Raw genomic sequence first — 26,985 nt, forward strand, 5'->3', positions numbered from 1 at the left:
CTTTAATAATTAAATGTGAAGTATGTGATTTTTGGAGTTGGGCGAGTCATTTACGGACCCGCTCAGTAACATTATGTGAGTGTTAGTGTACTCTTCATAGATTTTCTATGGCTTTTGAGAATGCTTCGACGGCACTGGTTGATAGTGGTACATGGTCAAAAACAACACTCGCGGGTAAAAACATTTGAGGCCAGATAGAGTCGTTATCGATCAAGCCGACATGAATGTGTCGTACACCGTTGAACTTGGAGTAAACAGGTAAAAGCTCAGTTATCGCTTTGTCTCGAATAGACATATCAGAAAATTCCTGCTCAGCGATAACCCCTAAAACTCCACGCCTTAGGACAACAGCAAATTCGGCACCAACCCAGTTCGATACGATATGACAAAGGTGTTGAGCACGGTCAGAATCGTAGTAGGCCGCTTTTTCTTCTTCCCCAACGTAATCCCCCGCACAGTTATACAAGTAAGTCGTGTCGGTAATATCGAATTCAGGCATTGGATTTTTAAGGTTGGAGCACATGATTTTTCCTTAATAAAAACTGGTGATAACCCACATAGGTTGAAAATTAATTCATTAAAACGCAAAATATCAGTTACGTAAGTAATTATTAAAACAATAAAAATTAAACGTGCAATAAGCATCTTGGTTTTTAGTTTGTGGTCGTACGATTGGGCCAAATATTTGAGGGTTTGAAATTTGAAAACTATTCTCAAACTGAGATACAAAGATCTCATTGATACTTTTGAGAAAGAAAAAACATTGTCGTCACACGAGCGGTATATGACTACTGAGTTGCCTGATCCGAAACAGCACGGCTGGAAGGGAATGGAAGAAGTCATCAAGGTTGCTCGGACAATCCCTGTTAAGCCTGAACCGTATAACTGGATGTCGGGTATTGTCTCAGGGTTTATATTTGCGCTCTTACTGCTGCTTATCCAGGATAAGCAATTGCTGTCACCGTTAGTCGACTTAATACACTCCAAGCATGACGAACTAAAAATCATGCCTGGAGTATCTTCTTGGTTTACACCCTATATAACTGACTTTGGTGCTTTCTATCTGATCGGTTTGATCATCAGCGCTTTGTACATGATTTTAATTAAAGGGCTTAAAGATATATACCTGTGGCTGATACTAACGCCATTCCCGGCTGCATTTATCGCATTCGGCCTGATGTCAGTCTCAGTTTCCTTTGAGCCTTTGAACCTACTCCTGTTGACCTGCATTTCTCAACTATGTGCTAACTATCTACACATCAATTGGGCCGTTTATGACACATATCATCTTGTTAACTTCACAGTTGCATTCCTTTTGATGCTACCTCTTGGACTATTTCATGCGAAAGCGATTCAAGGACAGAACGTTGATTACAAGCAACAGGTTGAAAGGCAGTATGACGCAAACACATTCATGCTCGCATTGACGAATGAGTTCCTGTCATGGAACAAGAAGACGTTTACCGCTAACCAGATGTTTAAAGCGGCATGTGAGGCCGAAGAAATGCTCGCCAAAATATTGAATAAGCTCATGAAGGACCAAGACGTTGAAAAACTCGGGCAACTTTATAAAGATGAAAGGCCAAGAGAATTTTGGCTGTTATCCTATGAACTCCTTCAGTCACTCGATAAGGCCACTGCGATAATAAGCAAGCATATAGAGAGTATTCGCCACTTCCATTTATTGGTTAAGGGTCAAGACACTGACTTTGAATACATTGATAGCAAATTTACTAAGCTTTTTCACAAAGCATTAGAACCACAAATAGGTACTTTGACGCAGTTGGTAGAACAAGGGTTAGCCCACAAGGAATTTAGCGCGGAGCTGGAGCACGCCAACCGAGTTAATGAGATGAATTGTTCTGGCCCTGAATTTTTGCAAAAAGTTTCAAAGCTAAGTAAGGACGTGTTGTTGCTAAACGAAGAGATTTTGGTACTCGACCGAGCAGAGCATGGCAGGGAGATTCGAATACTTACAGGGTTAAGCCAGTCGCTCGCAGAAGAAATGCGGAACTCATACAATGTAGTGAATTCACAGATAGAATGGGTTAGGAGTCTAAAGTAGTTATAATTTTATAACTGGCGCTTCGGTCTTACCGGGCGCCATTTTTTACGTCTTGTGCGTTTGGCTATTCCGATTACTTTGGAAGAAAACCAAACAACCAAAGGCAATTTAATGAAACCACTCCTCATTAACCCTCAACAAATACACTACTTAACAAACGGTTGTTGTGAAGCCGTCGAAGAATCATATCGATACCTGGACAAGCATCAACTTGATTACGATGACCAAGAGAGTGGTATTTATCCACTAACTAAGATTGAAGCCGAATTTGTAAGAGAAGATATTATTGGCCTTGCTGGTGGATTACTTCATTGCAATGTCGCTTATTCAGTTCTCTACGGTGGAGCTAAGTACCTTTGTCTGACTCATACCGAGGCATTTGACGAAAGCACAGACTCACAAACTAGAGAAGAAGCTTACGATAACCACAAGTTAGCTCTTGAAGCGGCTCAGATGATGGCAGAGGCATGCGGTGGTCACGTAGCATGGGTACCGCAACCTGATGACGTTTTCGCTGTAAGTAATGGCTTTGGTGGCGAATACGTCACACGCATTCTTATCCCGTTTAATCATGCAGAACAGTTTGGTTGCTATGCGATGTGGTCAAGTCACCTTAAGGGGATTGATTATTCAGTGGTCTATAAGTTCAGTAAGCTAAAAGTAATCTTACCCATGCTAGTGCCTAACGCTAAGTTTACAGACCAAGAATTAAATGACCTGTGCAGTACAGAGGTAACACTGAAGGACGCCATAAACCGTTGGCTGAACAAGCAACACCTCACCATTAAACCCCTTGTTTCTCAAGTACACCAAGAGTACATCGACTTTAATGTAGACGGGGCGACTCGAGTGAGACGTGTCAAAATGAGTTTAGGTTTAAAAGAGAATGACTTATTTGATGTTTATTATGGCGTTAATTCAAAATCGGAGGCCGAATGGAAGGGGAATCTAGTTGAGTCCATTACACTAACTAAACTCCCATAACAAATTCAAATAGCTAAAGGCTCCAGATGGAGCCTTTTTAGCAATCGGATATAGTAATCTCTACGGATGCGTTACTTATAGATGAATTTTGCCGGGCACTCTTAGAAGCCTGCATACTTATCAACAAGATCATGCCAGCTCTAAGATTGTATAAGGAGTTGCTTTCCTTTATTCCCTTTCATTGCTCACAGACGCGTCCATATTAAATGCCTTACGGATTTCAATGTCTGCTTCTACATCAGATTGAGTAGGTTTCTTTGGGTAATTCAGCTTTATTGGTGTGATAGCTAGACCAATTCCGAAGACCGCCCCCCATAGTAACCATGATGATTTTAGACCGGGCTCCGAGAACGATCCTAGATACATAAGACCACTACACACGCTAACTGAAACAACCAAAACCAGAGGGATTTGCTGACAAAGCCAGTTTGCCCTTTCTTGCTGCCAAATCTCTAGTCTCTGCTCTAAATTTGCAATTTTCTGAGGTATCACTCTTTGCCCAATTCCTATTAATCTTGATTTCAAACAACCCAGTAGGCCAATTATAACAGTCGAATTTCTTCATGCGCCATATCCCGTTTTTCACCCTTTAAGTAAGAGTCCAAGTAAGGGCTTAAGGGGCACTGGCTGCCTGTCACTATAAGTTTGTCAGGCATGCACAATTACCATTATTACTTTGGCCTAAGTGTAGTGGTTAATTTCTATTGAACGTGAGGCACATAGAGCATCTTTTGACGGTCGTATTTAGAAATGCATGGTTCAGGTACATCGGTATCATGTTGTCCAAGCAAATCATCAAGGTACAAAATGGTGAGATTCATAGCTTCGATACCATGTTCACAAATGACTTGTTCATGCTGCTTTAGTGATGAAAACGCGTTACTTAGACATGATGGTGGTAGCTGTTCCTTGTGTACAAAAATTTCTTTGTAATTAAGGATTCGCTGCAAGGCGTTTTTCAGGAATTCGGTCCTTTCAGAGCTATCAAAAGTGAGAGCCATTTGCTTTATTGACTCTAGTAATTGCATGTATTGCACGTTCAGTTATTCCTTGTGAAATTTTGATGCATTTAACTTAAACAAAATTGAATACTGCAAAGTTCCAATGATGCATCTGGTTAATTTTGATATAGAAAATTTAGGAATAACAGATTGCGATAACGTATAAATCGCGCAAACGAGCAGGGCGGTTAGTATGTAAGACGGTAACCATATGATCGAACTATATTTATTAAATAACAATGGGATGGGGTATGAATCAAAGTGACAGAATTATAACAGAGTCAATTTATTGTGGTTTTTAACAATTAGAAAATCTGTATAATCCCGTCACTATTGAATGTGAGGTATGCCTGAGCTAAATCGTCATTAACAAACAGCGTTGACGGTTTTGATGAAGGCTGAAAAGCGGTCAAGGACGTTTAGCGTTGCCACGCCATAGGAAAGGTAAAACGGTTCCTCAGCCAAAACATTATTCCCGTCCAGGTAAAATTTAGTATTTGGGTGAGAACGATTGAGCTCATTTAGGTGTGTAGGTGCCACTGACAGGATCGCTCGAAGCACAAAGAAGTCGGTTGAGCCATTGGCGTTCCACGTTTTGTATGGGTCTAGATCGCCTACAGCAATAGAACCATTCACTCCATCAATATCAACTAGTAGAGTCAGGGTGTCACTGTCGAAGGAGTAGGTTAAATCACCATTGCCGAATTCAGCCGCAATTTCAGTAAATAAATTGATGACGTTTGAGGGTGTTACTTCAGCTAATAGATCATCCGAATTGCAGCAGTTCTCAAGATGATCGATGTAACTTTCATTCTGTTTAGTATTAAACATGTTTTTGGCTCATATTTTTTTATTTTGTTTTTTTTACTAGATAGGGTGATTAACCAACTTCTTTGAGTTGTTTTTAGTCAATTCCCCCAGAATCTCCCCGAATGCCAGAAGCGTTAATTTTGGGGAGAACATCACAATAATTGAAAATGAGGCGTTTTTAAAACTTTAACAGTTGGTATGTTAATAAAAGTGTTTGAATATTCACTATTGTTAACGAAAAGTGCTTTAAAAACATACACTTAAGTTTATTTTAATAATCGAAAAATATTAGGTAAAATGTCGTTTGTGAAACGAAAATTCGTTAACAATTTGCTTCATAAGTCATCAAATTGGGGCAACTGGTTTGATAGCGCCTGGTTGTTGGTGTGCACAACACTGGTCTACGCATGCTTATCGATTGTTAATGTGCAAGCGGCACCATACGAAACAGTTTCAAGTACAGAACAACCTTTTAAAGTTGGGATCATCGTTAGCAACAGCACAAATAAATCCAATTTCATCAATTTTGAACGTTCTTGCGTTGTTCGCGGTATGGCCCGCTCTTACTATTTGTACAACAGTGACGACCAGATTCGATTTATTTTTCAGGAAGTTGATAGTAACTACGCAATAGCAAGTGCGAAAGCTGCCCAAGCTCTTGTAGAACAAGGTGTACAGGTAGCCCTGATTCATCTTACATCAAACCAAGCAGAGTCGGCTGCAGACGTATTCTCCATATCCGGAATACCATACGTTACGAGTGCTACTTCACTGAGCGTCATCAAGCCTGGGTATAAAGGCATCAGCATATCATCATCAAATAAAACGGCTGCTGCTTTTACTGCTAGGTATGCCTTAGAACATTACAGTTCAAGACCATTTTTCATCATTCCTAACTTGCTAAGCAATTACTCGAATGAATACACCGAATTATTTAAGCGTGAAGTAAAGAAAATAAACCCTCAAAAGCATATAACGGTACTACCTCTCGGTTTAGAAAATGAACGTTTGGAAGACATGCTGCAGAGAGTTCCGAACGGTTCGTTTGTCTTTGCTCCTATGTATAGCAATAAGGTTGGTATCCTTTATGACAAAATCGTTCATTTAAATAAAAAGGACATTATCTTCTTTGCCGGTAACTCACAGCTTCACCGAGGTGAGTTCAAAGCCATCATCGGCAGCGTTTCAGATGATGTGAAGGTACTGTTTCTTTCTCAATGGGACTTCGATCGCTCAAGCATAAGAAATTCATTGGAACAGAGACGCAAACTTAGTTCAATACAACGCATTGTTGATACTTACTGTGACAGTGAAACAATCCCGTCCCACGTAACAGTGGCTTATGATCTAATGAAAGTGTTGATGGCGGTAAGCTCAGACTACACAGCTGAAACTACTCCAACAGAGCTGATGGATTTAATTATAAAGTCACCTTACAACACGCTTACCACAGGTAATAGTTTCGAATTTGACGATGATGGTTTTGCGGATAAACCTATGTATCTATTCGAACTAAAAAATGACCAAATCATGCATCTAGAAACGATGGAACCCACAAATCAAGTAGTTGAATATAATGAAATTCATTAAAGATAACGCTTTGATCTTAGTCTCTGCATTGTTCATCCTTGGCGCCAATTTAGGGCTTTTTGTACTCTCTGGAATAGATACAACAAACAAGTTGAGAATCGAAAAGGGAGTGTTTGATGAGGCTGTCAGATACCGAGCATCATCTGATCTTGTGTACGAAAATGCGTATTATTTTAACGTTGCAGGTCTCGAACGCCATATGAATGCATTTATCGAGAGCTTTGAAAAAAAAGCTCCAATGATAAGTGGCTGTGTAAGTCTGAAATTAATTTCTGTCAATCGCCACCAGCAAGCTGAGCGTGTAGCTTGTACACGTGACGATACGCTAGCAAAAATTGCTAGTATGCCAAATAGAGATACGTTTCACGGTGAATCGCAACTCAAGATGGGTGAGCTCGATTTAGGCAAAGTGCAATGGGTTGTTTCAAATCGAATTGATTTACCCTGGTATAAGAGTCTGAGTCTTAACCCCTATTTGTTCTTCATCTTTGCGATGTGTCAGCTCGGTTTCTTTTGGTTTGTACATCGATGCTGCGAATCCCGAAGGAATAGACAAATCGCCAAGTTTAGAGACTTCAAGCCAACAGCAGATGACTCAATGGCCGATCTACGGCTAAAGAATATTGAAAAAATTATTTCAAAGAATAAGCGTGGTTTTGTGCTTAATAAGGATTTTTTATATGCCACATACGTTCATCCGTATGCGACATTGCACTTTACCAATGGCACAACTCAGAAGATACGTTGTTCCTTATCTGAGCTGGAAAACTCGTTCAGCGATAACTATTTAAAAATTAGCCGTTCATGCCTTATCAACACTGAGACGATAGGTGAATACAGTCAGATTAAGCTTGGTAGGACTGACAAGGATCATGTACTAGTTATCGAAGTCAAAGGTAATGAAATAAGACAAGAGATTGGGGCTGCTTATTTTGTTGGTATCAAAGATAAAATGATGAAGGTAACACCAAACAAAGCGAAGATTGAGCCTGAGCTATCTACAAACCTAAATACAGATTAAGTCGGCAGGTTGCTCGACCTCCCTTTTTAAATCTATAGGTTTGGCAAGCAGAAACCATCTCCAACCACTTAGCAACCCGATTCCGGTTCAAATCCCGGTAGATTGTTCCCGAAAGGTAATGGCCAGTGTTGCTGGCCATTGCTTAGCTCCATCCACAGCCTCTAGGTATCATCCAAGAGTGCTCCGGTTTTCCCGCCTTCATGTCAGATGTCATAGGGAAAGACTTTCCAGTAATTTTCTCTAGGTCATCCACAGACACTAGGTATCTATCAAGCACAGATTTTTTCATGCCAGCCTTGTTAGGCAGAATCCATGCAAGCGCCCGATCTTTACGGACAATCAATTTGTAGAAATACCCTGGTGTGACGATGCCATGAGATTTCAAGTAGTCGGTATTCGCTGGAGATGCGCCCTTGATGATGCCGCCATATATATCAAGAGGTTCAATGTCACGGTAGCATTCGGCAATTAGTTCCGTTTGCTTAAGTGCGCCACGGTTCAAATCTCGGTGCTGTGGCCATATGTTTACCATATGATTGGTCTGTGCAATGCCTACCTCAGAATTATCTATGTGGTTCGCTGGAACACCGTGGCCACGGTCAAAAGTACTCTTTCCGTTCACGCGGTACGCATCAGTACTAGTCTGTTGGCAACGAGATGGTATGTCCGTGTCAAAGGTGAACTCCTTCTTTCGGTCAATGTCACCCATATCCCGGTCAAGTGTGTAGTGGTAACTTACAGCGCCTCGTAGGTCACAATCGATGTCCAGTTCGAACCCTTCATATTGTCGGTGAATAATCTCAGCATTTGCTATGCCGGAAAAAGTAAGCAGCATAGTAAACAGTACGGTTTTCATGTATCAGTTTTCTCCGTGGATGATGTACAGGGGAAATGGAATTAATTGACTCACAAACTAGTGTGATGCCAAGTTATGGTTGATAGAATTTGCGAGATAACCGACAAAAGCGGCATAAAGCCGCTCTTTACCGGATGCAACCGTAGTTAGGTGAATTTAACTGGTGATGCATCGAGACTATCTTTCACAGAGGTAACGTTGGTTACTTCGAAACTTGAACCCTCGTGATACCGGCTTCGAATGAGTGAATTCACTTCAAGCTGTATATCTTCATATTTAGGTGGAACACCGTCAGTCGTCTCGATGTGATAGGTTTCTTCGTACTTATCATCGATCAAGATGGACACCGCAAAAATATTCTTCAAATTGTCACTGAAAAGGTGGCGAAGCAAAGTAGCCCGAGTTTCTTCTACTGGTAGTTCATCAACCGGAAATTCTTTATCCTGATTGCCAAGCTCAAACCGATAGGACATCAATAGGGTGGTGAGGTCATTCTTGCTTATCTGACAAGTGTCTGAATCAGGGTTACTCACAAGAGCTGCGTGGCTTAGGCGTGTAAACACGTTGGAAATGCTCTTTGTATTGGTAGTTACCATTGTCGTCTGTCTCTTCCGGTAATTGGTTAACAAGCTGGGCCAGTTCGTTAAACTGTTCAAAGCCCATAGGTTCTGTGTTCATTTGCGGCGATTGATTACTTATTGATATCAAGGGATTTCCTTGGCAACTCTGGCATGTATTGCCAACCCGTGATTTTGTGGTGGGTCTGGTCAATGATTTCACCATTGCGATTAAAGTTAACGCCGTCCCATAACGCTTCTAAGACTGAATTAGGAACGCGGTCATGGTCATACTCGATCAAAACTAACAGGTTTAAATAACGCTCATGGCCATTTAGTACTGGTTTTAAGTCCATCGAATTAAAATGGTGCTCAACGTTGATATCTTTTATTAGTGCATCAATCGAGTCGGCAGTCGGACATTTCCAACCATCTTTAATCGACTCTGAAAACTGATTGGTGATGCTCTCTTTGCCACCTTGCTGCTCTATAAGTGATTGCATCATGCGTAAAGCGACTACAACGGTAGATTGATTTTGAGGATTGAGAAGCTGTGTATCTTTCATGTTGATTACCTTATCTCGAATTAGTTATTCCAAGATAAGCGCGATCAACCAACGCGCAATAGAGGTGAAAGGGGAATTATTAAACGCGGTTTGCTTGGAAGAAAAATGTGGGTATTTGGTACACCGAGAGTAGAAATCATCAAAGCTAATCTACGGTTGCATTGACTTCCTTCGCTCAGAGAGCGAACTGATGACTTGAAGTTCCAGCATGATTTTTTAACCGAGTCTTGTTATTGGTCTAAGCACTTCCAATTTGCATAAAGAACCAACTATCAATCAATTAGCTATGTGTTAAAATCAGTTGCATATAAAAGTTAAGGTGTTTATAAGCAATGGCATTAATAAATTGTAGTGAGTGTGGAAAAAAATATAGTGATAAAGCCCCCGCCTGTGTCAGCTGTGGCTGTCCTACTAGCGAGAGTGTAAACAAATCAATCGAATCAGAGGTTGAGTCCAATATCGAGACAAATATAAATAGCGCTACTTTGTCTGAAAGATTAAAGGCAAATCTTAATGCGGGAAACACCAACTTCACAGTAAAGCACTATTTTTATGTTCTGATAGTTATCGTAGGTGGTGCTGCTCTTATGTATGATTACTTCTCAAAGCCATCCTATCCTTCCAAACAAACTCAATCATCTGCAAAAATAAAACGCCTAAATAACCCGTGGTTAGAGTCAGATGCATTAGTTTCAGATCATGTCACTTCCAATCCAACACTGATAAATAATTCGGTAACGTTAATACAAAAGAACGGTTATAGGTGTGATTCTGTAAGTAGTATTATGGAGATGACATTCTCCGCTGGACTTGACGTAAGTTGTAACGGGTACAGATATTCATACGAGATAAAAGACGTTGGAGGGAAATGGCAAGTCTCTGTTGATTAATGCTCTCTTTAACGGTTACGGGCAATGAAAACCCGTAACCACTGTATTTATTATGCAAAAGACGGGCAGTCTTTGTTTGTCGAGATCCAATAGACTGTTAATTATGTCGACGGTTTGAAGGTGGCCAGTTCCTCCAAACTCTCATCCGCACAGATAGTGCCAAACGTGTGTGCAGCATCTGGCAGCTGTTCAAGCGATACAAAGGCAGTATACAGAGTGCTGTCGTTCTCGTAGTCGGTGAGTACCCATTGGTCGCCATTGTGCGACACGCTGACGGTAACCACTTCTGAATAGCCAATTGTTGGGATAGCGAGTATCAAGGGGCTGTCCGTTACTTGTTCCACAAAAGCTAGGGCATGCTCTTTTGTATCAAAGCAGCCACAAAACAGTGGGGACAAGCACCAATTAGATTCGATCACCTTCTCTATCAACTCTATGGCTAACTGAGTTGGCAAGCTACCGTGTATGGATGGGATGTACAGAGGATTATGGCTGTCAGTGATGTATTTTGAAAAGTCGTATACTGTCTGTTTCTGAGTGGTCATGAGCTGCGTCCTGTTTGGTTTCTATGCAGCCAGTTTACGGATTTCGCAAATCCCGCAACCATCAATGAAGAATACTTGTTTGTCGTGTCTGAGGTGACGGGGTTAGAACCCCGTCACTGATAAAATGTTTATGCGAATAGTTTGAATGGCGGTAAAGAATCAATAAGCTGCGCGCCATACTTCTTAGTACTTAGTCGGCGGTCGAAGATAAGTACTTCGCCTTGGCATTGTGCTGAGCGAATAAGACGACCCACTTGCTGAATTAGTTTTGCACTAGTTTCAGGCAAGCTTAATTCGTAAAAAGGGTTACCACCTCGATTACTGATGAACTCGCTTTCTGCTTCATCTACAGGCTCTTTGAAGTTAGCGAAAGGTAGTTTGGCAATACCAACTCCTGTTAAATAATGAGCTGGAAGATCCATGCCTTCCCCAAGGGATGCTACACCTACAAGGATTGACCTTTTGCCATTGTCCACTCGTTCCTTGTGTCGACGAATGAGCATAGGGCGACTATCTTGTCCTTGAATTAGCATGTCAGTTCTAAGTTCTGGTGGTACTAACTCAATATAGCGATTGAGCTGACGGTAAGACGTAAACAGCATGAGCATCGCATTGTGCTTTTGTGCCATTTGCTCTGTGTAATGAACGATCTCCGACGTGTGCTGTTCCTCATTTTTTGCAGTTGGCTCAAATTTCATAGGTGGGATGATTAACCTAGCCTGATTCTGATAGTCGAACGGGCTTTTAACACGGCAGTACTGAGTACCATCGTTTGCATGGAGGCCAGCCTCAAGCATAAAGCGGTCAAAGTTACCAAGGCTCGTTACGGTTGCAGAGGTTAGGACCGCTCCTGCGGCTTTAGACCAAAGAGTATCTTCAAGTTCTTGGCCAACGCTAATAGGCACGGCATTAAAGGACAAATCCGGTTTACCATTGCCACCACACGTTACCCATTTAGCGATAACGGCACCTTTATGCTCGTTCTTTGTGAACAACTCCCACATAGCGTTAAAACTCTCAGTTTGAGCCTGTAAACGGTTTGACTCAGACAGGATTTTTTCAATAGCAGAACTGGACGGGATCTTACGTTTCTCAAGGCACTCTTGAAGTTTGCTCGTGTGAGCTGATACACAACGGTTAATCTTGCCCGACATTGTTGATAAATTGCTTAGCGATGTATCTAACACTGATGGTAATAGACCGTCTTTAAAACGATAAATTTGTTCTTGAGAGTAGTCGCTAGAGAAATTGCAGTTTGCCAGCAACATGTCTGTTACTGAGCGTAGTTCCTCTACACAGCCTTTAACAACTTCATCAAGCTCTTTACCATCTTTGACGATGGATTGGCTTATCTCCTGACCATGAACCATTGAAAGTTTGGACACCGCTTGCGATACCTTCTTAAGCCAAGCAAGGCTGTTTTCAATTGTTACCTTTTGCTCAAAAGAAGAGCGATACTGTTTTGGGATATGATGCGCCTCATCGATCACCCAAATGGCTTCGTCAGCCGCAGGTAGGACATTGCCACCATTCGCTAAACTGGTCATGGTTAATGCGTGATTTGCAATGATCACATCCGTTGTATCAAGGGTTTTACGTGCATTGTGAAAAGCACATTCTTCAAAGTAGGGACAAATCCGCTTGGTGCATGTGCCTGACTTACAATTCACTTTGTTCCAAAGCGTTGAGGCAATAACTTCACCTTTTACAGGCCAGTTATCAATAACCCCGTCCCATGCTTTCATATCGTAGTTTTCGATCATGCGCTCGAGTAGTTCTGCATCTGCACCGGATACTTTCTCTAGAGTTTCTTGGTCGTCGAATAAGGTATCTTCACTACGCGCTGGGGGAGCGCCTACAGCAACGGCTTCAATATCGCGGCGGCAAAGATAACGGTTACGCCCTAACGCTACCTTGAAGGTCATATCAGGGCGAATTTTTTGAAGTAATGGAAGGTCTTTAAGTTCAAGCTGACTCTGCAAACTTACGTTAGCTGTTGATACTATAAGTTTCTTATTAAGAGCCTTAGCCAAAACGATTGATGGTATAAGGTATGCGAATGTCTTACCTGTACCAGTACCAGCTTCGGCAGCTATTATGCGGCGAGTCGCGCCTTCATTTTGCGTGTAGACACCGCCAAGAGTTTTTGCAATTTCAGCTATAAGGTAACTTTGCTCTTTGCGCGGTTTAAAACCAGAAAGTTCATTTTGAACGCTTTTGTATAGTCCACGAATTTCGTCTTTGATTTTATCAGTCAAAACCAGTGGCTTGGCAGCAGGTACTTTCTCAATCATTTTGCATTTCTCCATAAGCTTTATACCATGATGGTAAGCTGGATCGGGTAACGCACAAGTCACTAATAAATAGGATTTTTCTGTAGTCAGTGAGGGTATTTATGGGAATGATACTGCCAGTATTTGAAGCAAATGGTGACAAATAGAAGAGTTGTTTTACGGTAACTTAGAAACTCCCAGTGTTAGATAAACAGACACAAATCTGTTCACAAGAGATGCACCCGTCTTGAGCGATGATCTAAAAGGAAAACCGGTCTCAACGGATGCATGTACTTTATATGCCGATATCGAATGAGCTTCCTTCTGTTCTACGTTCCCACAGAATAGCTATAGCTTCATCCTTGTTGTCACGACTGCCTATTAGAGTCATTCCCCAACCCTTTGCCAATTCAACATCCCACATTTTGGTCTTTATGTTGAAAAAGCAGCGCCCCTGGCAGGTTAGTTTATCTTCGAGAAAAACAGGGCAATTTTCTTGGCCGCTTAACCACGGCTTTTCCGCTAAATGGTAGTACTCATCTTTGTATTGCTCAGTGAGGATAGGAGTCACGATACCACCTTGTTTTCTTCCACTAACTGTTCACGCTTTTCTACAGCTTGGTAGATTTCATCTGTCGTAGCTCCGCGCCAGATTAAGTTGCAAAGCTTCTCCCATGAACTCAGGGTTAATAAGACTTCGAGAACCAATGGCATTCACTAATTCTCGATCTGACATTTTTGACAATGCGATTCGAACAGATTCACGTATTGGCATATCGCCTACCGGAGTAGGGTAAGTACGAGCAATTTGATCCAGTGGGTAAGCTGGTGGCACGTCATGCCAAAAAAGGTCAACCTTCAAACTGTCACCATTTTGAAGAAGCCATGACCGACCATCTTTTAAAGCCTCGTTCTTGGTCATACCGAGAGTTTTATATATCTCCAAACCAAAGTTGATTTGATCCACGCCCAATTTCTCAGCGGCAAGTTTCAGGGCCAACTTTCGTAGGTGTTTTCCCGGCAACTCCCCAATAGTGTTTGCAGGTCTTGCATAGTCACCATTCGGGCCACTTGCGAATGTTGGAATTCGCTCTGGCAGTACATCGATTTCATCATATTTCGCGCTGGATACTCCTTCAAAATCAGCTTTGCTGATTTAGTGGGAGAGGAAAGCCCCCGTTTAGTTGTATTGATATCCATCGCTTGCCTGTTGCAAGCGACAATGTTTGTGGCTAATGCCTTGCACCGTTCCATCAATGGTTGTGATATTAAAAAATCCATTGGCCCGAACGGCCACTCGGCCAGCGTGTCTGCCTTGTTTCTTACCGGATGGTACATCAGCAAGAACAATATCACCTGTCTTAAATCCTTTAATGACGCTGTTCTGCTTTGCAGAGGTGCGTGGAAAGCCATACTTATCGACACGACACATCTGGCGGGTCCCGTGACCTTTAGCAGAGATAACCAGTGGTTTTAATCCCATTGGGATTAAAACACGACTACCAGTATCACCTGCACAGCTTGCGTCAATCCAGTGGTCTTTTTCGTAATTCTGCTTGGTTCTATTGAACTTCGTTTGTCCACCACTGGTGAATGTCACTGGCAAGCCGAATTGTTTTACAGAGTCACCCAGTCGGTATCGGGCCGCGTTTACCGCTGCTGTGTCACGCAATGGCGTGAATTTACCTGCAATCACTTTTGGTATATGTAGCACTCTGGCTTTAGCCAGTTTGCTGCGCTTTTTCTTTTCAATGGCAAGCCAATCTTCTAAAAGAAGATTGTTCTTGTCTTCGTTGCACTTGCGACAAGACGTGATGAGATTTTTAACGCTGTCGCTGCCACCTTTAGACCGTGGGTGCTTATGGTCAACGTTCAATACACTGTCATTGCTTGCGCTATGACAGTACTGACATACGAGTCTGTCGCGGAACAGAATGTATTCACGCAACTCATAGCCAGCCAGCTCCCCTTGCTGATATTCAGCACCGGAAATGTCTTGATTAGACATTTTCTGGGTGTCGAAACGCACCGCTTCGACCACAAATGCACTGACAGGAGTAAGTTTGGTTAATCGGCTACACCAAGTCTCACAGTTATGCACTCGGCTCATAATACTTGGGGCCAGCCAACCTTTCGGTTTGGCCCGATTATCAAACCGAGCTTGGCGGTAACGTGTTTTTCTGTTTCGTCTCGCCCTGCGAGTCGCAGCGCGACTCTCAAGAGCTTCACTAATCTGATGTCCACGATGGTTCAGATTGGCGCACCAAATGGCTTTAATACCACGTTTGCCATGCAGGTTCAGAGCAATACCAGTGGTTTTGCTCCCTTGATCGAGTTTTACCTCGATAGGTTGTTTTACACAACCATTCAGCTCTTTGAGGATGATAGTAAATGGAAACTTGCGATAAACCGCTGCTTTTCCATTTTTAAGCAACGCTCTTGCTCGTGCCGGATGGCACGGCATAAGCGACTGCTTATTCTTATCTAAAACTAATGTTCGTTGCATTTAGTTACCTAAATTTCTCCACCGAAGTGGGTAAAGTACGCCTCGACAATGTTATTTTGAGGTTTGTTGATAGCAGCACTGAGCTTAACCCTTTCGCTCTGTTTAACCACTATCCGCAGTGTTTGGGGCTGGCGAGAGTCACCCCAAAGTGCCTATTTATTCTCAAATAACGTAGCACTCTAAGTGCTTAGTCTGGTCAATTAGGCTTTTACAAGCCCCTTCCAAACGCTACCGCGTTTGGTGGGGGTAATTGACTGGTGTTGTAAAAATCGCACTCATTCTGATGGTGAGTGATAGCAGGATTCAGTTTCAAAATGGGTAACCCTCAAATGTTTCTTCTGTAAATACCATTCCCTGCGCCGAGGTTTGGACAGTCACTGGAGCTGGGTGCTCTATAAGTAATCGCTGGTCATCTTCCTGCTTTTCTTCGCGTTCGCTTTCACAAGGGCCATTACACAACGCTTGCACGTGATACTTCCAAGAGCGACGCAATTGAATGTCAGTGAAATGAGGTTCAAACTCACCAAGCACGGAACCATCAGGGGCGGTAACCACTGTTTGATTTGGATTAGATCGGTTTATAAGGATTTCATCAGGGTGTATAGCTGCCATTTTCATTCTCTCAATATTTGATTTTTTGAGCCCCACAGGTTGGTGGGGCAATTTGTTATTTAGTCGATGTCAATTAGTTCTGTAGATGGAAGACGTTTGAAGTACTCGTTACCTTTATCAGAAGGCTTGAAACATCGTCCATTAGGAGAGAACACGGCAACCACTTCTTCGCCATCAAATACGTCACCGCCAAGGGTGTAACGGTTATAGTCTTGCTTTGATGTAAACTCGCGCCACTTTGCTCTGGCATCCTTAAGATCCGTTACATCGATATAGTCTTCTGTGTCGATTATGTAACTACGAGTCAACGTGCCAACGCGAAGTTTTAGTTGGCCTGTAGTGGTTGGTTTAAGATTTGATTTTGTCATGAGCGTTATCTCCTGTGCTTTGATTCCATTAAAAGCTAGTTGGGTCATCGCGCAAGACCGAAAAAGATAGAGAAATTGGAAAGCGCCACGACTCGTAGCGCCTACAGAAGGTAGCAATTAGATAGGTAAGGTTGTTTGGACGGCAACACGCTGACCGTCAGAGAACAACCGAGAGAATGTTTCAGTCCTTTTCTCAAAACTCGTAGCTTTATAGTTATAGACATTGAACTTTTCCCAGTATGCGAGCTTAAGTCCGTTTAATAGCTTATCTTCCATGTAGCTAGGAAAGCTCAACAGTAAGTCCAAGCAATACTCTTTTGCATCTTCTTCCGGCATACCATCGACATTCAATTCCCATCCTATTTCCATTGTGTTGTTCCAAAGTTCAACAAAAGCAAATACATTTTCTTCTATCGCGTCTGCAGCCGAAGTAAAGGCTAGAGGGTCGTCATACTCCGCGTTGTGATCGTGTTGTAAGAATGATGGTGAACGTATCGTCATATCCTTAACCAAATCGACGTTTACTTCACGCAGCATTTTTGAGCCGATGCGGGTTGATGATTTTTCATTACCTAACACGGCTGCAGTTCTGCAAGCATCGAAACTTGCATCAAAGCCGTGGATATGCGCGAGAGTTTTTCGTTCTTCATAGACACCACCTCGGGTTACTTCGGAACAAGCTAGAAAATGAGCTCCAGTAAATAGCCTCTCCTTATTCGGCGCTTTTAATTCAAAGAGCTGTTCAATTTCCAAAAGTGACAATCTGACGGGTACATTGACTTTGACCTCTTGGCCATCAACAACCTCGATAGTCGAAATGTACTTCTTGCAGGGTATACCGACGCGAATAGGTGCATAACTTAGTGCTTTCATCATGGAAATAGCATGCTGACCAATGTCTGGTGCCTTATGAATCGGCAGAATCACATCACAACGACGTGCTAACCACTTAATCACCGATTTGTTCTCTTGGACGATCGCTAAGCTGGCCAATGGGTCAAATGGGTTGTCTGGTATGACGATGCTTAGCTTTTTTGCATCGCCTTTGAAAGACTCTACGATACGCTTATACCGCGAGAATACTTCTTGAGGCTCTACAAAGTTACCTTTGCCAACTTCGGTAATGACACCGTTGTCGAGAAAAGCTCGGTTTCCCCTAATCAATGACTGTTTCATCATATCGAGTAGGTGAGGTTGCTTGATGTCGCTCACGTAGGCAAGAGAAGCGCCTAAGCAAGCGTTGGCAGCTGAATAGCCGGTGAACTCGTCAGCTGACGCTAAGCCTGACCGATACAAAACAGGGGAAAATGGTTTTGGTACGTTATTGAGGATCTTCTTTAGTCGACCTCTAAGAACTCCAACGCCAATGTGTTTACGGCAAAAGTACGTCGAATTGAAGGTATTAAGCAGCTTCTGGGAGCTTGGCTTTTTAGTCATCATGTCGAAGGCTTTCAAATAGTCATTCGACAACACGACAAACAAATCGCGGGATTTCTCTGCGTATTGCTTCAACAGCTTATTGGTGCCTGCTGTGTGCTTATCAACATACGCTTCCATCGCCGCTGTTTGGGTTCGCTTAGGCATTTGCTGGTCATAGTGACCAATAACCTGTTTGGAATGAATCAGGCCGTGCAGACCTGACAGTATAAGCACTTCAAAGTGATCGTGAACATTATCTATGTTCGCACGAATTAACTCGTACACATTGCCCAAATATAGGTCGAAAGCTTGGGCCTGGGTGTGAGATTTTTTGTCGCTGCAACCGATGATTAGGAGTGGTTTAGCCATTGGTTCTACCTCAGTTATGCCGCTCGTAGGGCGTGAAACAGTTCGACCGAGAAATCTTTACTGTCTGGAATGCTTGAGCTGGTACCAATGTCGATAAATGGATGCTCGTTTAAAAGCTGTTTGACGAAATGTGGCCAGTCTTCAAGTGAGTCGAAAGGACGGGCAATGTCGTTGTAGATAACTTCAATCTCTTTGGCTTCTGTTACATAGCCTGCAAATAGAACATTGCAGTACTCGGTGGTGAACTGCTTCAGGGCTTCTTCTTTGCTTGGGAATGAAAATAGGCATAAGGACACACGCGGGGCTTCCGTTGCGCATGTTTTAGGATGCTGGTGGATAGAGACAATTTGATGGGTTTCAGGATTCACGTAAGCCCTGTTCCAACTGTCATCTGAGTAACGCCCATTTCCGGTTATAAGACACTGCTCATGACAAATGTCACCATCATCGAATACACGGTATAGAGTCAGATCTTGCGATTGATAGACGCGTGTCTGATCATGAAAAAGGGGAGTGTGGCTAACGTGTTGAAGGTGAGGTAATAGGTAGTCGTAAAGTTTCATCGTGGAATCTCCTGTGCTTGAGATTCTATTTTCCGACACTTCTCTAATCGCGCCAGATGCTGCAGGCTGGCAAGTTGCCAACCTGCATGGTCAAGTTATGCAGCTTTTCGCCAGTCGTTAAAACGCTGCTTGATGGCTTCAACAACAATCTCTTTGTCAGCCTCAAACATAGAGTTTAATTGCTTGTCCTTAGCATCCCTCATATCGTCATAAAAGGCCTGTGTAATATGACTAGCAAAATTGGAGTTATTTTTGATATGCCGAATGCCTGCAATAAATGTCGTATCACTGGTGGCCGAAGCAGGGTTAGAAATGACACCATCGATATATTGAAGTACGCCTTCTACGGTTGCATTCATCTCGAGTTCGAGGTACTGACCAATTCGGAAAACGGCTTGTTTGTAAGCTTTCATCGTCATCGCATCTGCAGGTTTGTTCATGACTTCCTTGATGTACTCACCAAGCGATGCAAGATATTTAAGCTCAACCTCATTTTGGTAAGGGCGATGTATAGAATAATTCACGGCGTGCTCCAGGCCGTAAAGGTGAAGAAATACTTCCTCATTACCTGACCACTGCTCTTTGATCTCAGAGGCGCTACGACGAATTAGTGGGTAAATTTCTTTGTAATATTGGTCACAGTCTTCTGTTAAACGAAACTCTTTGTAGCAGTTCGTGATAAAGCTTTCATAGTCAAAAGAGACATCTTGATGGGATTCTGAAAGTGGTGATTGTGCAAATTCTTCCGGTGTAGCAATGCCGGTAACATGGAACGTCCACAGAATGGATTCAACAAACCTAAACGGTGTCCCGCCGTAAATCATGATTTTATTATCGAAGTCTACAGGAAGGTTTTTATCTGTTGAACGAATTCCCATTAAGCGCCCTGAGAAGTGTATATTATGATTCATCATGTTGTTCCGTATGTATTCGGCACCAAGAAATCACGATTTAAGTGGTACTCTTGATGCCAGATAGTTTGAGAGATTATTTGAAGGGAAGGAACTGGTTGCCAACCCATTCAATTGAACTGACAACAAGTATCTCTCACATTGCAAAACGCGCTAGATGGGAAATGCTTTGTGACTATTTGAAGAATTGAAGATAAGCCACGAATGAAAGTAGAGCTGGACCAACTGCAAGGAAAAAGACCACCATTGATTCATATGAATCATTTCTCAATAGGTCGATTGGTGTTTTTACTTGTTGATTAACAACAACGGCCAGTTTCTGTTTCACCATCGGTCTGATTTTAGGGGTGACGCTCCGGTACAGAGAGATTATGGCGAATAAGTTCATCGCTGCTATGACCAATTCAATCACATATGATGCCTTTACCGGATGCAGTAAGAATGTAAAGACACCCATTTGTAGTACTGGATAAGCAAAATACTTCATTTGTGTTCCCTTCTGTTAGTAAGCCAATCGAGTGTGATTATCTGGATAGCCCAACATACGTTCTGCAAACACAGGGTTAAGGCCACCCTCAGTCGCCCCAAGGCGCTGTATATCGCCTATCAAGCCACCGAGCTTGCCGGGCCGTGACATGCGGCTACCGGAAGTAAAGTTGTTGTTGCCGTCCTTAGCAATGCATGTAGACAGTAAGTTCGGGAAAGTGGTTTTGGTCGGGTTTAGATTACGGTCAGGCTCTCCGGTATAGATGTTACCACCGAGCAGAATTCCGTGTGATGGCATGTTCGTAACCAGTTCTTGATTGTCCATAGAAAAAATATCGAGTTGAGATACACCCCAGCCAGCAGCAAGTTTAGATGCCATGTAAGTTTCTTTCTTGCGTGATTTTGGCTGTTTTACTTTTACAGAGGAAAACTCAGCGTCAGTGATGGCGTCAAAGATTGCTTTGGCAATAGCTGGAACAATGGCATTGCCAACGCCGTTGATACGCTTTGTTCTCAGCTTAATTGAACGAGGCTCTTTTACCACGGCTGCATTGAGGATGTATTCTGGATCTTCTGATGGCAGGGGCATAAAGTGGTTCGGTTGCTTGTTCGCTTGCTTACGTACCGTATCGAAGATGCGGCGGTTACCACGAGCGACAGCGGTCGTTGGTAGATATGCGACGATATAGGTACGGTGGCGGTAATGGGGGTAACCAAATCCGGTAGCCGAAATTGTTTCCCATTCCACTAGGTAGCCAAGGCGGTGTAATTCGGCAAGGATCACATCAAGGCCGCGATTCACGAGGTTGCTTGAATTCTCAAACACTAAATACGGAACTTCCAGGTCTTCAGCGATGTTAAGAATGTCGTGTACTAGGCCAGAGCGTGCACCGTTGATGCCGACATGATTGCCCTTGGTATTAGCTGGAGTCACATCCTGACATGGGAAGCCAGCTGATATGATTGTTGGGAAGGGCAATATGCCCTCCAAGAAATCCTCTATACAAAGGCTTGTGAAGCCAGTTTCTTCTACAGGCACCATATCGTTATCTATAAGTGCTTGATGGCTGTGAGCGGCGCGAGGAAGCGCAATTTCAGATACATCACCGCAGTTGTCGAGATTGAAGTTGCGGTCAATCAATTTGCAGTTATATGGGTCGATTTCAGCTGTACAGACTGTTTCGATAAGACCGTTTTGCTTTGCGGCAAGGTGAAACCCGCCTATTCCAGTACAAAGCTCTAGTAGTGGTAGTTTGTTCATTTTGATTGACCCATAACGTAATTGATATGGGTCAGTATCCGATGTCGTTGAAATCGCGCAAATTAGCGTTGAGCGACCATCGCTTCGAGGTATCGAAGTGAGGTAGGGGTAGAACGTTCTGGTAATTCCGTTCTCTCTGTCACGGCATCACAGAGAGCAATGGATAGATCTACTTCAGATTCACGAAGAAATTTGCTTGCTTTTGTGAGGACATGTTCTCCCTCTTGAGCCTTGGCGTGGAAGATCCGAACGGTATTTTTCGCTCTTGTCATTCCCACATATGCTAATCTGCGTTCTTCCTCTTCATCGACACCTAAACCAGTTTCCGACTTTTTCTGAATCGGCATTGTATCCGCATCCCAGAACGGCAGTAGAACAAGATCATATTCACAGCCTTTTGACCGGAAAATGGTGGTAAGTGTTACACCGAAATTGGTCTTAGTCTGCTGTTGCGACAAATTGATGAGTCGCTGGAAGTAAGAAAGGGCATCCGCTGGTGAAAGCTTTAAGCTCCTTAAAACGGTTGCAAGTGAATTGAACCTTTCCTCAGCCTCTGCCAGATCGGAGTCGCTAGTTGCACTATTGGCCAGCCACTCAGACATTTTTGAATCTTCCAAATAAGTTTCAAAAATATCTAGGGCAGAAGCATCTTTCATCCCCTTCATTGTGTCGATGATATACAAGCGTTCTCGGATGTTTTCGTACCGAGTTTTGCTGGTGGTATCTGCCAACTGAATAGTATCAATTGCAGAAACCCATTGTTCAACATCGATACCGCCTAATCGTCGTGAAATCTCCATAAGTTTTTTGTTTGGAACGTAAGTGTGAGGGTAACGTAGAGCATCGAACAACATATTGCTTCGAGCCTCAGGATCTAACACTTTATCGTTGCCAGTGACGAAACTTAATAGTGTAGTCAAAAGCTTAATTTCTCTGGAGTTGGGTAATGCGAACTCCGGTGGCATTTGGTATGGGATACGCTTAAGAAGAAAAGACAACTCAAATAACATAGACTGGGACCAACGGCGGATCAGAACCGCACAGTCTGCAGGTTTGCCACCTGATTCTAAGTGAGAGTTGATGGATTTGATCACATCTGCTGCGGGCGTACCAGTGGGGCATATGTCCACGTTTGTATTGGGAGTGCCAGGGGCGGAAACAGTCAACGTGTTGAAGCGTTCTGCGTTGTTTACTATCAGGTGGTTTGAAGCAAGCGACAAGTGGTGGCCGTAGCGGAAGGTCTTACTTAGGGTTAGCTTGGTGCATGGTGGAAAGTCTTTAGCGAAAGTAAGCATGAAACCGGGGTTAGAACCGCGCCAGCTGTAGATTGACTGGTCAATGTCACCGACAGCAATTAATGATGTTTTATCGGCTTTAATGAGCTTTACAAGCTCATATTGGGACGCGTTTATGTCCTGAAATTCATCGATAAGAATTTTACAGAAGGTGGATTGGTATTGGTCTCTTAACTGAGCGTCCTGGCGTAACAGGGAAACCGCTTCAGGGCACCAGTCATCGAAGAACAGTAAACCCTCAGCCATACGTGCTTTCTCAAATTCCTCGAAGGCCTCTATCAAAAATGAGTAAGTTGGGTTTACCTCCATGACTTTAAACACTTCATGTGCAGGCAACATCATGGCTTTGACCAAACCCACAAACGAAATCAGGGTGTCTGCCGATTTGCTATCACTGACCACGGATGCAATTTTCTTGCTTTGTGTGTTCGCGCCGATGATCTTAAGAGCTGACCGAGCTAGAGACAGCTGGTAAGTTCCAGTGTCCATACTCAATTCATACCCGATCCGATTCAGGTGACCAGAATTACGTAATAGGCTGTAGCAAAACCCGTGAAACGTTTTAATCAAGGGAAGGTCGGTTAACCCTCTGGATTTAATGCGGGCAGTAAACGTAGTCTGAATGTCACTATTAAACATTAGTACACACAGGTTAGTTGCTGGCATTGTTTTGACTTGCTCCAGGATATACTCAATCAAGGTGGTCGTTTTACCCGTGCCAGGGCCTGCATCTATCAACGCATTACCATCGTTGAATGAGATAATCGCTTGCTGTTCGGACGTTCTATTCATTTTTTAATACCCTAAACTTTCTACTATTCACGAGTATGCGTTCGGTAATAAATCACGCAATGGCATTGATCGCAATAACATTAAGTTTTGAGACCGTGGTAGTTGGATTTTCTAATGTATAGTGCCAGGGTAATAAAATGCACTACTTGTTGGTCAAGGACACTGGAGAAAACCATAGCTAGAATTAATTAGCTATTAATGACGAAGTGAATGGGATAGTAGGGCTAGTACAGTAAGTTTACGACCGAGCAAAAGATATGCGTTATCATAGAAGGCACCCGAGGTGCCTTCATCAACTGCTTTCTTCTCAATGCCGTCTTTACATGAACAATATTGGTCAATGTAAGGAGGTTCAAATCGTTCGTCATGTTCTGACAACTTACCAGTTCCGGCACTGGTGGCAGCTATAAACCTGCATTAACTAATTTCTATTTAGATATTTGTTTCTGCTTGCTGTATCGCTCGATAGCGCATGATGCTTTCGACTAAAAAAATGATGTTGGCTAAGTCGTAAAAAGTCACCTTGCCGCCACGATAGTCGTATACATGTTGAACCTTATTTGTCACAAAATCGGAGTTTACTTCAAGAAGCAAATTTTCCAGTTCGTCATAGTGATCTGGTGATATTTCTTTACTTTCTTTTGGAACAAGCCAGATATTAAGAGCCGGGTAGTTCTCCGGATTTTTATACACTTTCATAGTGATGTTGGATGATGTAGCGTAAAAATGGTCATTTACACTTTTTGTTGCGCGTTGGAAGTACCAGATCGCCAAACCAATGCCAATGGTGTACAAGTCCAGTCCATAAATACCAAGGCCAAACAAAACAATACCAACAACTTGAAGTTTTCTGGCGTGTACTAAAATTAACTTAGCTCTAGTTGTAATTTTTGCTGAAAGCTCCATTAGAAGCGTATATTCGTTCAAAATAATTCCTGTATTTATCGTTATTTATGCAGATACGCCAGCTAGCGTCTGCGTGTCAGTTCAATCCAAATTGAAGTTGCACCATCATCGCCACGACTCACAGGGGTCGGGCAAAAATCCTCAGCTATGTTTTTAAGGAAAAGCTGCTCACTTAAAAACTCTAAGCAACCAACATCCGTGGCCACAGTATCCACCCCGTATTGTTCAATCGAGGGCATAGCTACGGTAACAGCTTTTACCATGTATTGATTGACAACGAATGCCCATTCATCACTTTCAACAAGGGTAGGCTGTAATGGTGTTTCAGAGTCATAAATCACCGCGCCAGCATCACGCTTACTGCCGTGAGATTCCAAGCAGATAGGTTTAGTAAAATGTATTAAAACCTGACTGATTGAAGGATCTGTTGATACCCATAAAGTTCCTGAAAATTTACGTTCATACTGTGCACACTGATCATGTGGCGGTAGGGGCAATGTTCTTGGTAATGAGTTCTCCCATTGCGATTCACCTTCTGAATACTGCAACATTTCCAGAACTATTCTCCTAAGTTGAAGATCGTTACCTATAAGGTGTTTCCCCAATGCCGATTCCATATCAGCTAACTGTTTTGGAGAGGGGGTGAAGTAGGGTTTTTCCATGATTTTCTCACTAGATCATTATGTCGGTAATAACCAAAACTTTATGAATCTTTAGAGTTTCCGCAATGGGGTAGAGTCCATGAATGATAAAATATAACGCTTGAAATAAATAGAGTGGTAGAGATTTGACTTGTCGGTATGGTAATAACAAGGAGCTCCCAAGGGGGGAGGAACTCCTTGGGAGCAATTTACTGTGTTACAAACTCGTTTGAAAACTTGATGGATTCAAGCTCGCTGATCAGGTCCCGGTAAATTCCGAGGTGTTTCCTGCTGATGTTTGTCTCACACACTCAGAAATTAGAGCGGAACGGTATGACTCAGACAGCTCTGCTAGCTTCTTCTTTTCAAATTGAATCGCCTGGCTGTCGTCAGGTAGTCGTGTGATGGCGTTTAGTGATGTCGTCATTATTTGAAAATATCGCTCAGAGGCATCAGCAAGGGTATCTTTTCGGTAATCAGGAAGGTTACCCGATAGCCGCATATCCCAGTACATCCTCAGAAGTGCCCTTGAATCCTTTGCTAATGTGGAGTCATCTAAATTAGATAACTGAGCTTCAACCACATCCATTTGATACCGATGTAATGCTTGGAAGTAAAATGAACCATACTCCTTAGCCTTTCGCATCATGGTATACACAACGAGTGCAACGTATATTGAAAAACTAGCTATTGTACAAAAAATAAGGGCTAGTTGACCGTTTGCCACTAGAACGTTGACACCGAAGAACACAAAAAGAGACATTGCAGTGACGTTCTTTGGATCAATAGCCGCATTAAGAATGACAGTGCGTAAAAGATTTTTTCTTGAGTATTTCATATAGGTTATCCCAACAGGCGTGAAAGTATTGTTGATGCATTAGCCAGAAATAATACGGACGCGATACATGAAGCGAATAAAACTAAGTTCGGGCTTACAATCGTGGAATAGATCGCGGTAACAATGAGTAACATCATCATGATTTTTGCCAATGGGCCTTCGAGAATTTTAATCAATTCATCATTCATCTGACAGAGAGCTGGTTCGCTCTCTTGGGTTGAGCAATTAGATGAAACTGATAGTCCTTGCTCAACAGAAATATTCTGATCGTCTAAGGCGTGTTTTTCATCTGTATTCTTTGTTATTGAAAGATCTGGTGTGGTTTTGATACTGCGAGATGGCTGATTTTCTTTAACCAAATCTTTCATGATAGTGTCATTAAATCGGGAATATGGATTTGATAGGCCGCGGTCAAGCAGTGCAGAGACTAAACCTAGATCTTGTTTATCACTTCTACCAATTCCCCAGTAGATTGAGCCTGAATCAAGTACATCAGTTCCAGTTAAATTCATTGCATTTGAAACAAACGCTTTTAAAACTTCGGACTCAGCTAAATTTGGTAGTGTCGCAATGACATCAGGATCGGATGTCGCTTTTCCACTTAGTACAGCAACAACCTTGTAGTTATTAGTGTCCAGTTCAGAAAGCTTATGGATTACGACAGAGCTACTGTGCACGTTGTCTTGCGTTGAGGTTGAACAGTTGAGAATAAAGCCAAAGTCGTTTTTAGACGATACTTTAAGTGCCCCTGGACAAAAAACCTGATCGGCATATACAGAAAGTATTGGGGGCGGCGCATTTATATAGTCCACTAAGCGAATCACCCCGGAGAATACTAAAGAGAAAAGTAGTGTAGAAAC

Annotated in this window: 31 protein-coding genes; 5 read left to right on the forward strand and 26 right to left on the reverse strand. The window is 42.7% G+C overall.

What is annotated here, in order from left to right:
- Positions 1 to 94 precede the first annotated feature (94 nt).
- Complete coding sequence (locus tag R7127_RS08045) at positions 95 to 523, reverse strand: hypothetical protein (protein WP_318148362.1); 429 nt, start codon at positions 521 to 523, stop codon at positions 95 to 97.
- Between the two features lie 306 nt (positions 524 to 829).
- Here R7127_RS08045 and R7127_RS08050 point away from each other — a divergent pair, with 306 nt between their 5' ends.
- Together R7127_RS08050 and R7127_RS08055 are read left to right on the forward strand one after the other, a co-directional pair.
- The gene (locus R7127_RS08050) at positions 830 to 2,065 is read left to right on the forward strand and encodes a hypothetical protein (protein WP_318148363.1); all 1,236 of its coding nucleotides are present in this window, start codon (positions 830 to 832) and stop codon (positions 2,063 to 2,065) included.
- Positions 2,066 to 2,176: 111 nt separating this feature from the next.
- The gene (locus tag R7127_RS08055) at positions 2,177 to 3,049 is read left to right on the forward strand and encodes a hypothetical protein (RefSeq protein WP_206954473.1); all 873 of its coding nucleotides are present in this window, start codon (positions 2,177 to 2,179) and stop codon (positions 3,047 to 3,049) included.
- Between the two features lie 168 nt (positions 3,050 to 3,217).
- Here R7127_RS08055 and R7127_RS08060 read toward each other — a convergent pair whose 3' ends face one another.
- The 3 genes from R7127_RS08060 to R7127_RS08070 all read right to left on the reverse strand — a co-directional run bounded on the left by R7127_RS08060 (position 3,218) and on the right by R7127_RS08070 (position 4,881).
- Positions 3,218 to 3,541, reverse strand: coding sequence for a hypothetical protein (locus R7127_RS08060; protein ID WP_318148364.1), 324 nt, complete (start codon positions 3,539 to 3,541; stop codon positions 3,218 to 3,220).
- 209 nt (positions 3,542 to 3,750) lie between these two features.
- Positions 3,751 to 4,086 (reverse strand): hypothetical protein, encoded by a 336-nt coding sequence (locus tag R7127_RS08065; protein WP_318148365.1) that lies wholly within the window; start codon positions 4,084 to 4,086, stop codon positions 3,751 to 3,753.
- Positions 4,087 to 4,416: 330 nt separating this feature from the next.
- A complete protein-coding gene (locus tag R7127_RS08070) occupies positions 4,417 to 4,881 on the reverse strand; it encodes a hypothetical protein (RefSeq protein WP_206954468.1) in 465 nt (154 codons plus the stop codon).
- A 285-nt stretch (positions 4,882 to 5,166) separates the two neighbouring features.
- Here R7127_RS08070 and R7127_RS08075 point away from each other — a divergent pair, with 285 nt between their 5' ends.
- On the forward strand, positions 5,167 to 6,450 hold the full coding sequence (locus R7127_RS08075) for a hypothetical protein (RefSeq protein WP_318148366.1): 1,284 nt from the start codon (positions 5,167 to 5,169) through the stop codon (positions 6,448 to 6,450).
- On the forward strand, positions 6,437 to 7,471 hold the full coding sequence (locus R7127_RS08080) for a LytTR family transcriptional regulator DNA-binding domain-containing protein (protein ID WP_318148367.1): 1,035 nt from the start codon (positions 6,437 to 6,439) through the stop codon (positions 7,469 to 7,471). The genes R7127_RS08075 and R7127_RS08080 overlap by 14 nt, the downstream gene beginning before the upstream one ends.
- Before the next feature lie 142 nt (positions 7,472 to 7,613).
- On the opposite strand, the gene R7127_RS08085 is transcribed toward R7127_RS08080, so the two are convergent.
- From R7127_RS08085 to R7127_RS08100, 4 genes are all read right to left on the reverse strand, one after another.
- A complete protein-coding gene (locus tag R7127_RS08085) occupies positions 7,614 to 8,327 on the reverse strand; it encodes a DNA/RNA non-specific endonuclease (protein WP_206954462.1) in 714 nt (237 codons plus the stop codon).
- A gap of 146 nt (positions 8,328 to 8,473) precedes the next feature.
- Positions 8,474 to 8,860 (reverse strand): hypothetical protein, encoded by a 387-nt coding sequence (locus R7127_RS08090; RefSeq protein ID WP_318148368.1) that lies wholly within the window; start codon positions 8,858 to 8,860, stop codon positions 8,474 to 8,476.
- Positions 8,853 to 9,005, reverse strand: a complete 153-nt coding sequence (locus R7127_RS08095; protein WP_206954458.1) for a hypothetical protein — start codon at positions 9,003 to 9,005, stop codon at positions 8,853 to 8,855. Before R7127_RS08095 ends, R7127_RS08090 begins: the two co-directional genes overlap by 8 nt.
- A 13-nt stretch (positions 9,006 to 9,018) precedes the next feature.
- Entirely contained in the window at positions 9,019 to 9,450 is a 432-nt protein-coding gene (locus tag R7127_RS08100) for a hypothetical protein (protein ID WP_206954457.1), read from the reverse strand.
- A gap of 332 nt (positions 9,451 to 9,782) precedes the next feature.
- On the opposite strand from R7127_RS08100, the gene R7127_RS08105 reads away from it, so the two are divergent.
- Positions 9,783 to 10,340 (forward strand): hypothetical protein, encoded by a 558-nt coding sequence (locus R7127_RS08105; protein ID WP_206954455.1) that lies wholly within the window; start codon positions 9,783 to 9,785, stop codon positions 10,338 to 10,340.
- A gap of 101 nt (positions 10,341 to 10,441) precedes the next feature.
- Here R7127_RS08105 and R7127_RS08110 read toward each other — a convergent pair whose 3' ends face one another.
- From R7127_RS08110 to R7127_RS08195, 18 genes are all read right to left on the reverse strand, one after another.
- Entirely contained in the window at positions 10,442 to 10,885 is a 444-nt protein-coding gene (locus R7127_RS08110; RefSeq protein ID WP_206954453.1) for a hypothetical protein, read from the reverse strand.
- 128 nt (positions 10,886 to 11,013) lie between these two features.
- Complete coding sequence (dinG, locus tag R7127_RS08115; RefSeq protein ID WP_318148369.1) at positions 11,014 to 13,179, reverse strand: ATP-dependent DNA helicase DinG; 2,166 nt, start codon at positions 13,177 to 13,179, stop codon at positions 11,014 to 11,016.
- A 274-nt stretch (positions 13,180 to 13,453) separates the two neighbouring features.
- A complete protein-coding gene (locus R7127_RS08120; protein WP_206954450.1) occupies positions 13,454 to 13,729 on the reverse strand; it encodes a hypothetical protein in 276 nt (91 codons plus the stop codon).
- Between the two features lie 57 nt (positions 13,730 to 13,786).
- Entirely contained in the window at positions 13,787 to 14,125 is a 339-nt protein-coding gene (locus R7127_RS08125; protein ID WP_206954448.1) for a hypothetical protein, read from the reverse strand.
- A gap of 213 nt (positions 14,126 to 14,338) precedes the next feature.
- Positions 14,339 to 15,664 carry an RNA-guided endonuclease IscB gene (gene iscB, locus R7127_RS08130; RefSeq protein WP_318148370.1) on the reverse strand — a complete coding sequence of 442 codons (1,326 nt, stop codon included), beginning with the start codon at positions 15,662 to 15,664 and terminating at the stop codon, positions 14,339 to 14,341.
- A 309-nt stretch (positions 15,665 to 15,973) separates the two neighbouring features.
- On the reverse strand, positions 15,974 to 16,276 hold the full coding sequence (locus tag R7127_RS08135) for a hypothetical protein (protein WP_206954444.1): 303 nt from the start codon (positions 16,274 to 16,276) through the stop codon (positions 15,974 to 15,976).
- 59 nt (positions 16,277 to 16,335) lie between these two features.
- Positions 16,336 to 16,644, reverse strand: a complete 309-nt coding sequence (locus R7127_RS08140; protein ID WP_206954443.1) for a hypothetical protein — start codon at positions 16,642 to 16,644, stop codon at positions 16,336 to 16,338.
- A 117-nt stretch (positions 16,645 to 16,761) separates the two neighbouring features.
- Positions 16,762 to 18,432 carry a DUF6884 domain-containing protein gene (locus R7127_RS08145; RefSeq protein WP_206954442.1) on the reverse strand — a complete coding sequence of 557 codons (1,671 nt, stop codon included), beginning with the start codon at positions 18,430 to 18,432 and terminating at the stop codon, positions 16,762 to 16,764.
- 14 nt (positions 18,433 to 18,446) lie between these two features.
- Positions 18,447 to 18,995: a hypothetical protein gene (locus R7127_RS08150; RefSeq protein WP_206954441.1), complete on the reverse strand. Its 549-nt coding sequence runs from the start codon at positions 18,993 to 18,995 to the stop codon at positions 18,447 to 18,449.
- 95 nt (positions 18,996 to 19,090) lie between these two features.
- Positions 19,091 to 19,909 (reverse strand): hypothetical protein, encoded by an 819-nt coding sequence (locus R7127_RS08155; RefSeq protein WP_258509693.1) that lies wholly within the window; start codon positions 19,907 to 19,909, stop codon positions 19,091 to 19,093.
- A gap of 172 nt (positions 19,910 to 20,081) precedes the next feature.
- Complete coding sequence (locus R7127_RS08160; RefSeq protein WP_206954439.1) at positions 20,082 to 20,393, reverse strand: hypothetical protein; 312 nt, start codon at positions 20,391 to 20,393, stop codon at positions 20,082 to 20,084.
- Positions 20,394 to 20,408: 15 nt separating this feature from the next.
- A complete protein-coding gene (locus tag R7127_RS08165) occupies positions 20,409 to 21,653 on the reverse strand; it encodes a DNA cytosine methyltransferase (protein WP_318148371.1) in 1,245 nt (414 codons plus the stop codon).
- 62 nt (positions 21,654 to 21,715) lie between these two features.
- The gene (locus R7127_RS08170; RefSeq protein WP_206954436.1) at positions 21,716 to 23,740 is read right to left on the reverse strand and encodes an ATP-dependent helicase; all 2,025 of its coding nucleotides are present in this window, start codon (positions 23,738 to 23,740) and stop codon (positions 21,716 to 21,718) included.
- A 195-nt stretch (positions 23,741 to 23,935) separates the two neighbouring features.
- Entirely contained in the window at positions 23,936 to 24,118 is a 183-nt protein-coding gene (locus R7127_RS08175; protein ID WP_206954435.1) for a hypothetical protein, read from the reverse strand.
- 54 nt (positions 24,119 to 24,172) lie between these two features.
- A complete protein-coding gene (locus R7127_RS08180; RefSeq protein WP_318148372.1) occupies positions 24,173 to 24,667 on the reverse strand; it encodes a hypothetical protein in 495 nt (164 codons plus the stop codon).
- A gap of 41 nt (positions 24,668 to 24,708) precedes the next feature.
- The gene (locus R7127_RS08185; protein WP_206954432.1) at positions 24,709 to 25,308 is read right to left on the reverse strand and encodes a hypothetical protein; all 600 of its coding nucleotides are present in this window, start codon (positions 25,306 to 25,308) and stop codon (positions 24,709 to 24,711) included.
- A gap of 238 nt (positions 25,309 to 25,546) precedes the next feature.
- A complete protein-coding gene (locus tag R7127_RS08190; protein ID WP_318148373.1) occupies positions 25,547 to 26,125 on the reverse strand; it encodes a hypothetical protein in 579 nt (192 codons plus the stop codon).
- Between the two features lie 5 nt (positions 26,126 to 26,130).
- Positions 26,131 to 26,937, reverse strand: a complete 807-nt coding sequence (locus tag R7127_RS08195; RefSeq protein ID WP_206954430.1) for a hypothetical protein — start codon at positions 26,935 to 26,937, stop codon at positions 26,131 to 26,133.
- Positions 26,938 to 26,985: the final 48 nt, after the last annotated feature.

The organism is Vibrio sp. 1159 (genome assembly GCF_033340395.1).
GTDB lineage: Bacteria > Pseudomonadota > Gammaproteobacteria > Enterobacterales > Vibrionaceae > Vibrio > Vibrio alginolyticus.

What these genes read in the sequence shown, in the direction of transcription:
- R7127_RS08080 (WP_318148367.1), top strand. Translation starts at nt 6,437, where the DNA reads ATGAAATTCATTAAAGATAACGCTTTGATCTTAGTCTCTGCATTGTTC.
- R7127_RS08070 (WP_206954468.1), bottom strand. Translation starts at nt 4,881, where the DNA reads ATGTTTAATACTAAACAGAATGAAAGTTACATCGATCATCTTGAGAAC.
- R7127_RS08140 (WP_206954443.1), bottom strand. Translation starts at nt 16,644, where the DNA reads ATGACAAAATCAAATCTTAAACCAACCACTACAGGCCAACTAAAACTT.
- R7127_RS08085 (WP_206954462.1), bottom strand. Translation starts at nt 8,327, where the DNA reads ATGAAAACCGTACTGTTTACTATGCTGCTTACTTTTTCCGGCATAGCA.
- R7127_RS08170 (WP_206954436.1), bottom strand. Translation starts at nt 23,740, where the DNA reads ATGAATAGAACGTCCGAACAGCAAGCGATTATCTCATTCAACGATGGT.
- R7127_RS08135 (WP_206954444.1), bottom strand. Translation starts at nt 16,276, where the DNA reads ATGGCAGCTATACACCCTGATGAAATCCTTATAAACCGATCTAATCCA.
- R7127_RS08055 (WP_206954473.1), top strand. Translation starts at nt 2,177, where the DNA reads ATGAAACCACTCCTCATTAACCCTCAACAAATACACTACTTAACAAAC.
- R7127_RS08145 (WP_206954442.1), bottom strand. Translation starts at nt 18,432, where the DNA reads ATGGCTAAACCACTCCTAATCATCGGTTGCAGCGACAAAAAATCTCAC.
- R7127_RS08155 (WP_258509693.1), bottom strand. Translation starts at nt 19,909, where the DNA reads ATGATGAATCATAATATACACTTCTCAGGGCGCTTAATGGGAATTCGT.
- R7127_RS08190 (WP_318148373.1), bottom strand. Translation starts at nt 26,125, where the DNA reads ATGAAATACTCAAGAAAAAATCTTTTACGCACTGTCATTCTTAATGCG.
- R7127_RS08100 (WP_206954457.1), bottom strand. Translation starts at nt 9,450, where the DNA reads ATGAAAGATACACAGCTTCTCAATCCTCAAAATCAATCTACCGTTGTA.
- dinG (WP_318148369.1), bottom strand. Translation starts at nt 13,179, where the DNA reads ATGATTGAGAAAGTACCTGCTGCCAAGCCACTGGTTTTGACTGATAAA.
- iscB (WP_318148370.1), bottom strand. Translation starts at nt 15,664, where the DNA reads ATGCAACGAACATTAGTTTTAGATAAGAATAAGCAGTCGCTTATGCCG.
- R7127_RS08105 (WP_206954455.1), top strand. Translation starts at nt 9,783, where the DNA reads ATGGCATTAATAAATTGTAGTGAGTGTGGAAAAAAATATAGTGATAAA.
- R7127_RS08185 (WP_206954432.1), bottom strand. Translation starts at nt 25,308, where the DNA reads ATGGAAAAACCCTACTTCACCCCCTCTCCAAAACAGTTAGCTGATATG.
- R7127_RS08045 (WP_318148362.1), bottom strand. Translation starts at nt 523, where the DNA reads ATGTGCTCCAACCTTAAAAATCCAATGCCTGAATTCGATATTACCGAC.
- R7127_RS08165 (WP_318148371.1), bottom strand. Translation starts at nt 21,653, where the DNA reads ATGAACAAACTACCACTACTAGAGCTTTGTACTGGAATAGGCGGGTTT.
- R7127_RS08095 (WP_206954458.1), bottom strand. Translation starts at nt 9,005, where the DNA reads ATGAACACAGAACCTATGGGCTTTGAACAGTTTAACGAACTGGCCCAG.
- R7127_RS08050 (WP_318148363.1), top strand. Translation starts at nt 830, where the DNA reads ATGGAAGAAGTCATCAAGGTTGCTCGGACAATCCCTGTTAAGCCTGAA.
- R7127_RS08160 (WP_206954439.1), bottom strand. Translation starts at nt 20,393, where the DNA reads ATGAAGTATTTTGCTTATCCAGTACTACAAATGGGTGTCTTTACATTC.
- R7127_RS08150 (WP_206954441.1), bottom strand. Translation starts at nt 18,995, where the DNA reads ATGAAACTTTACGACTACCTATTACCTCACCTTCAACACGTTAGCCAC.
- R7127_RS08110 (WP_206954453.1), bottom strand. Translation starts at nt 10,885, where the DNA reads ATGACCACTCAGAAACAGACAGTATACGACTTTTCAAAATACATCACT.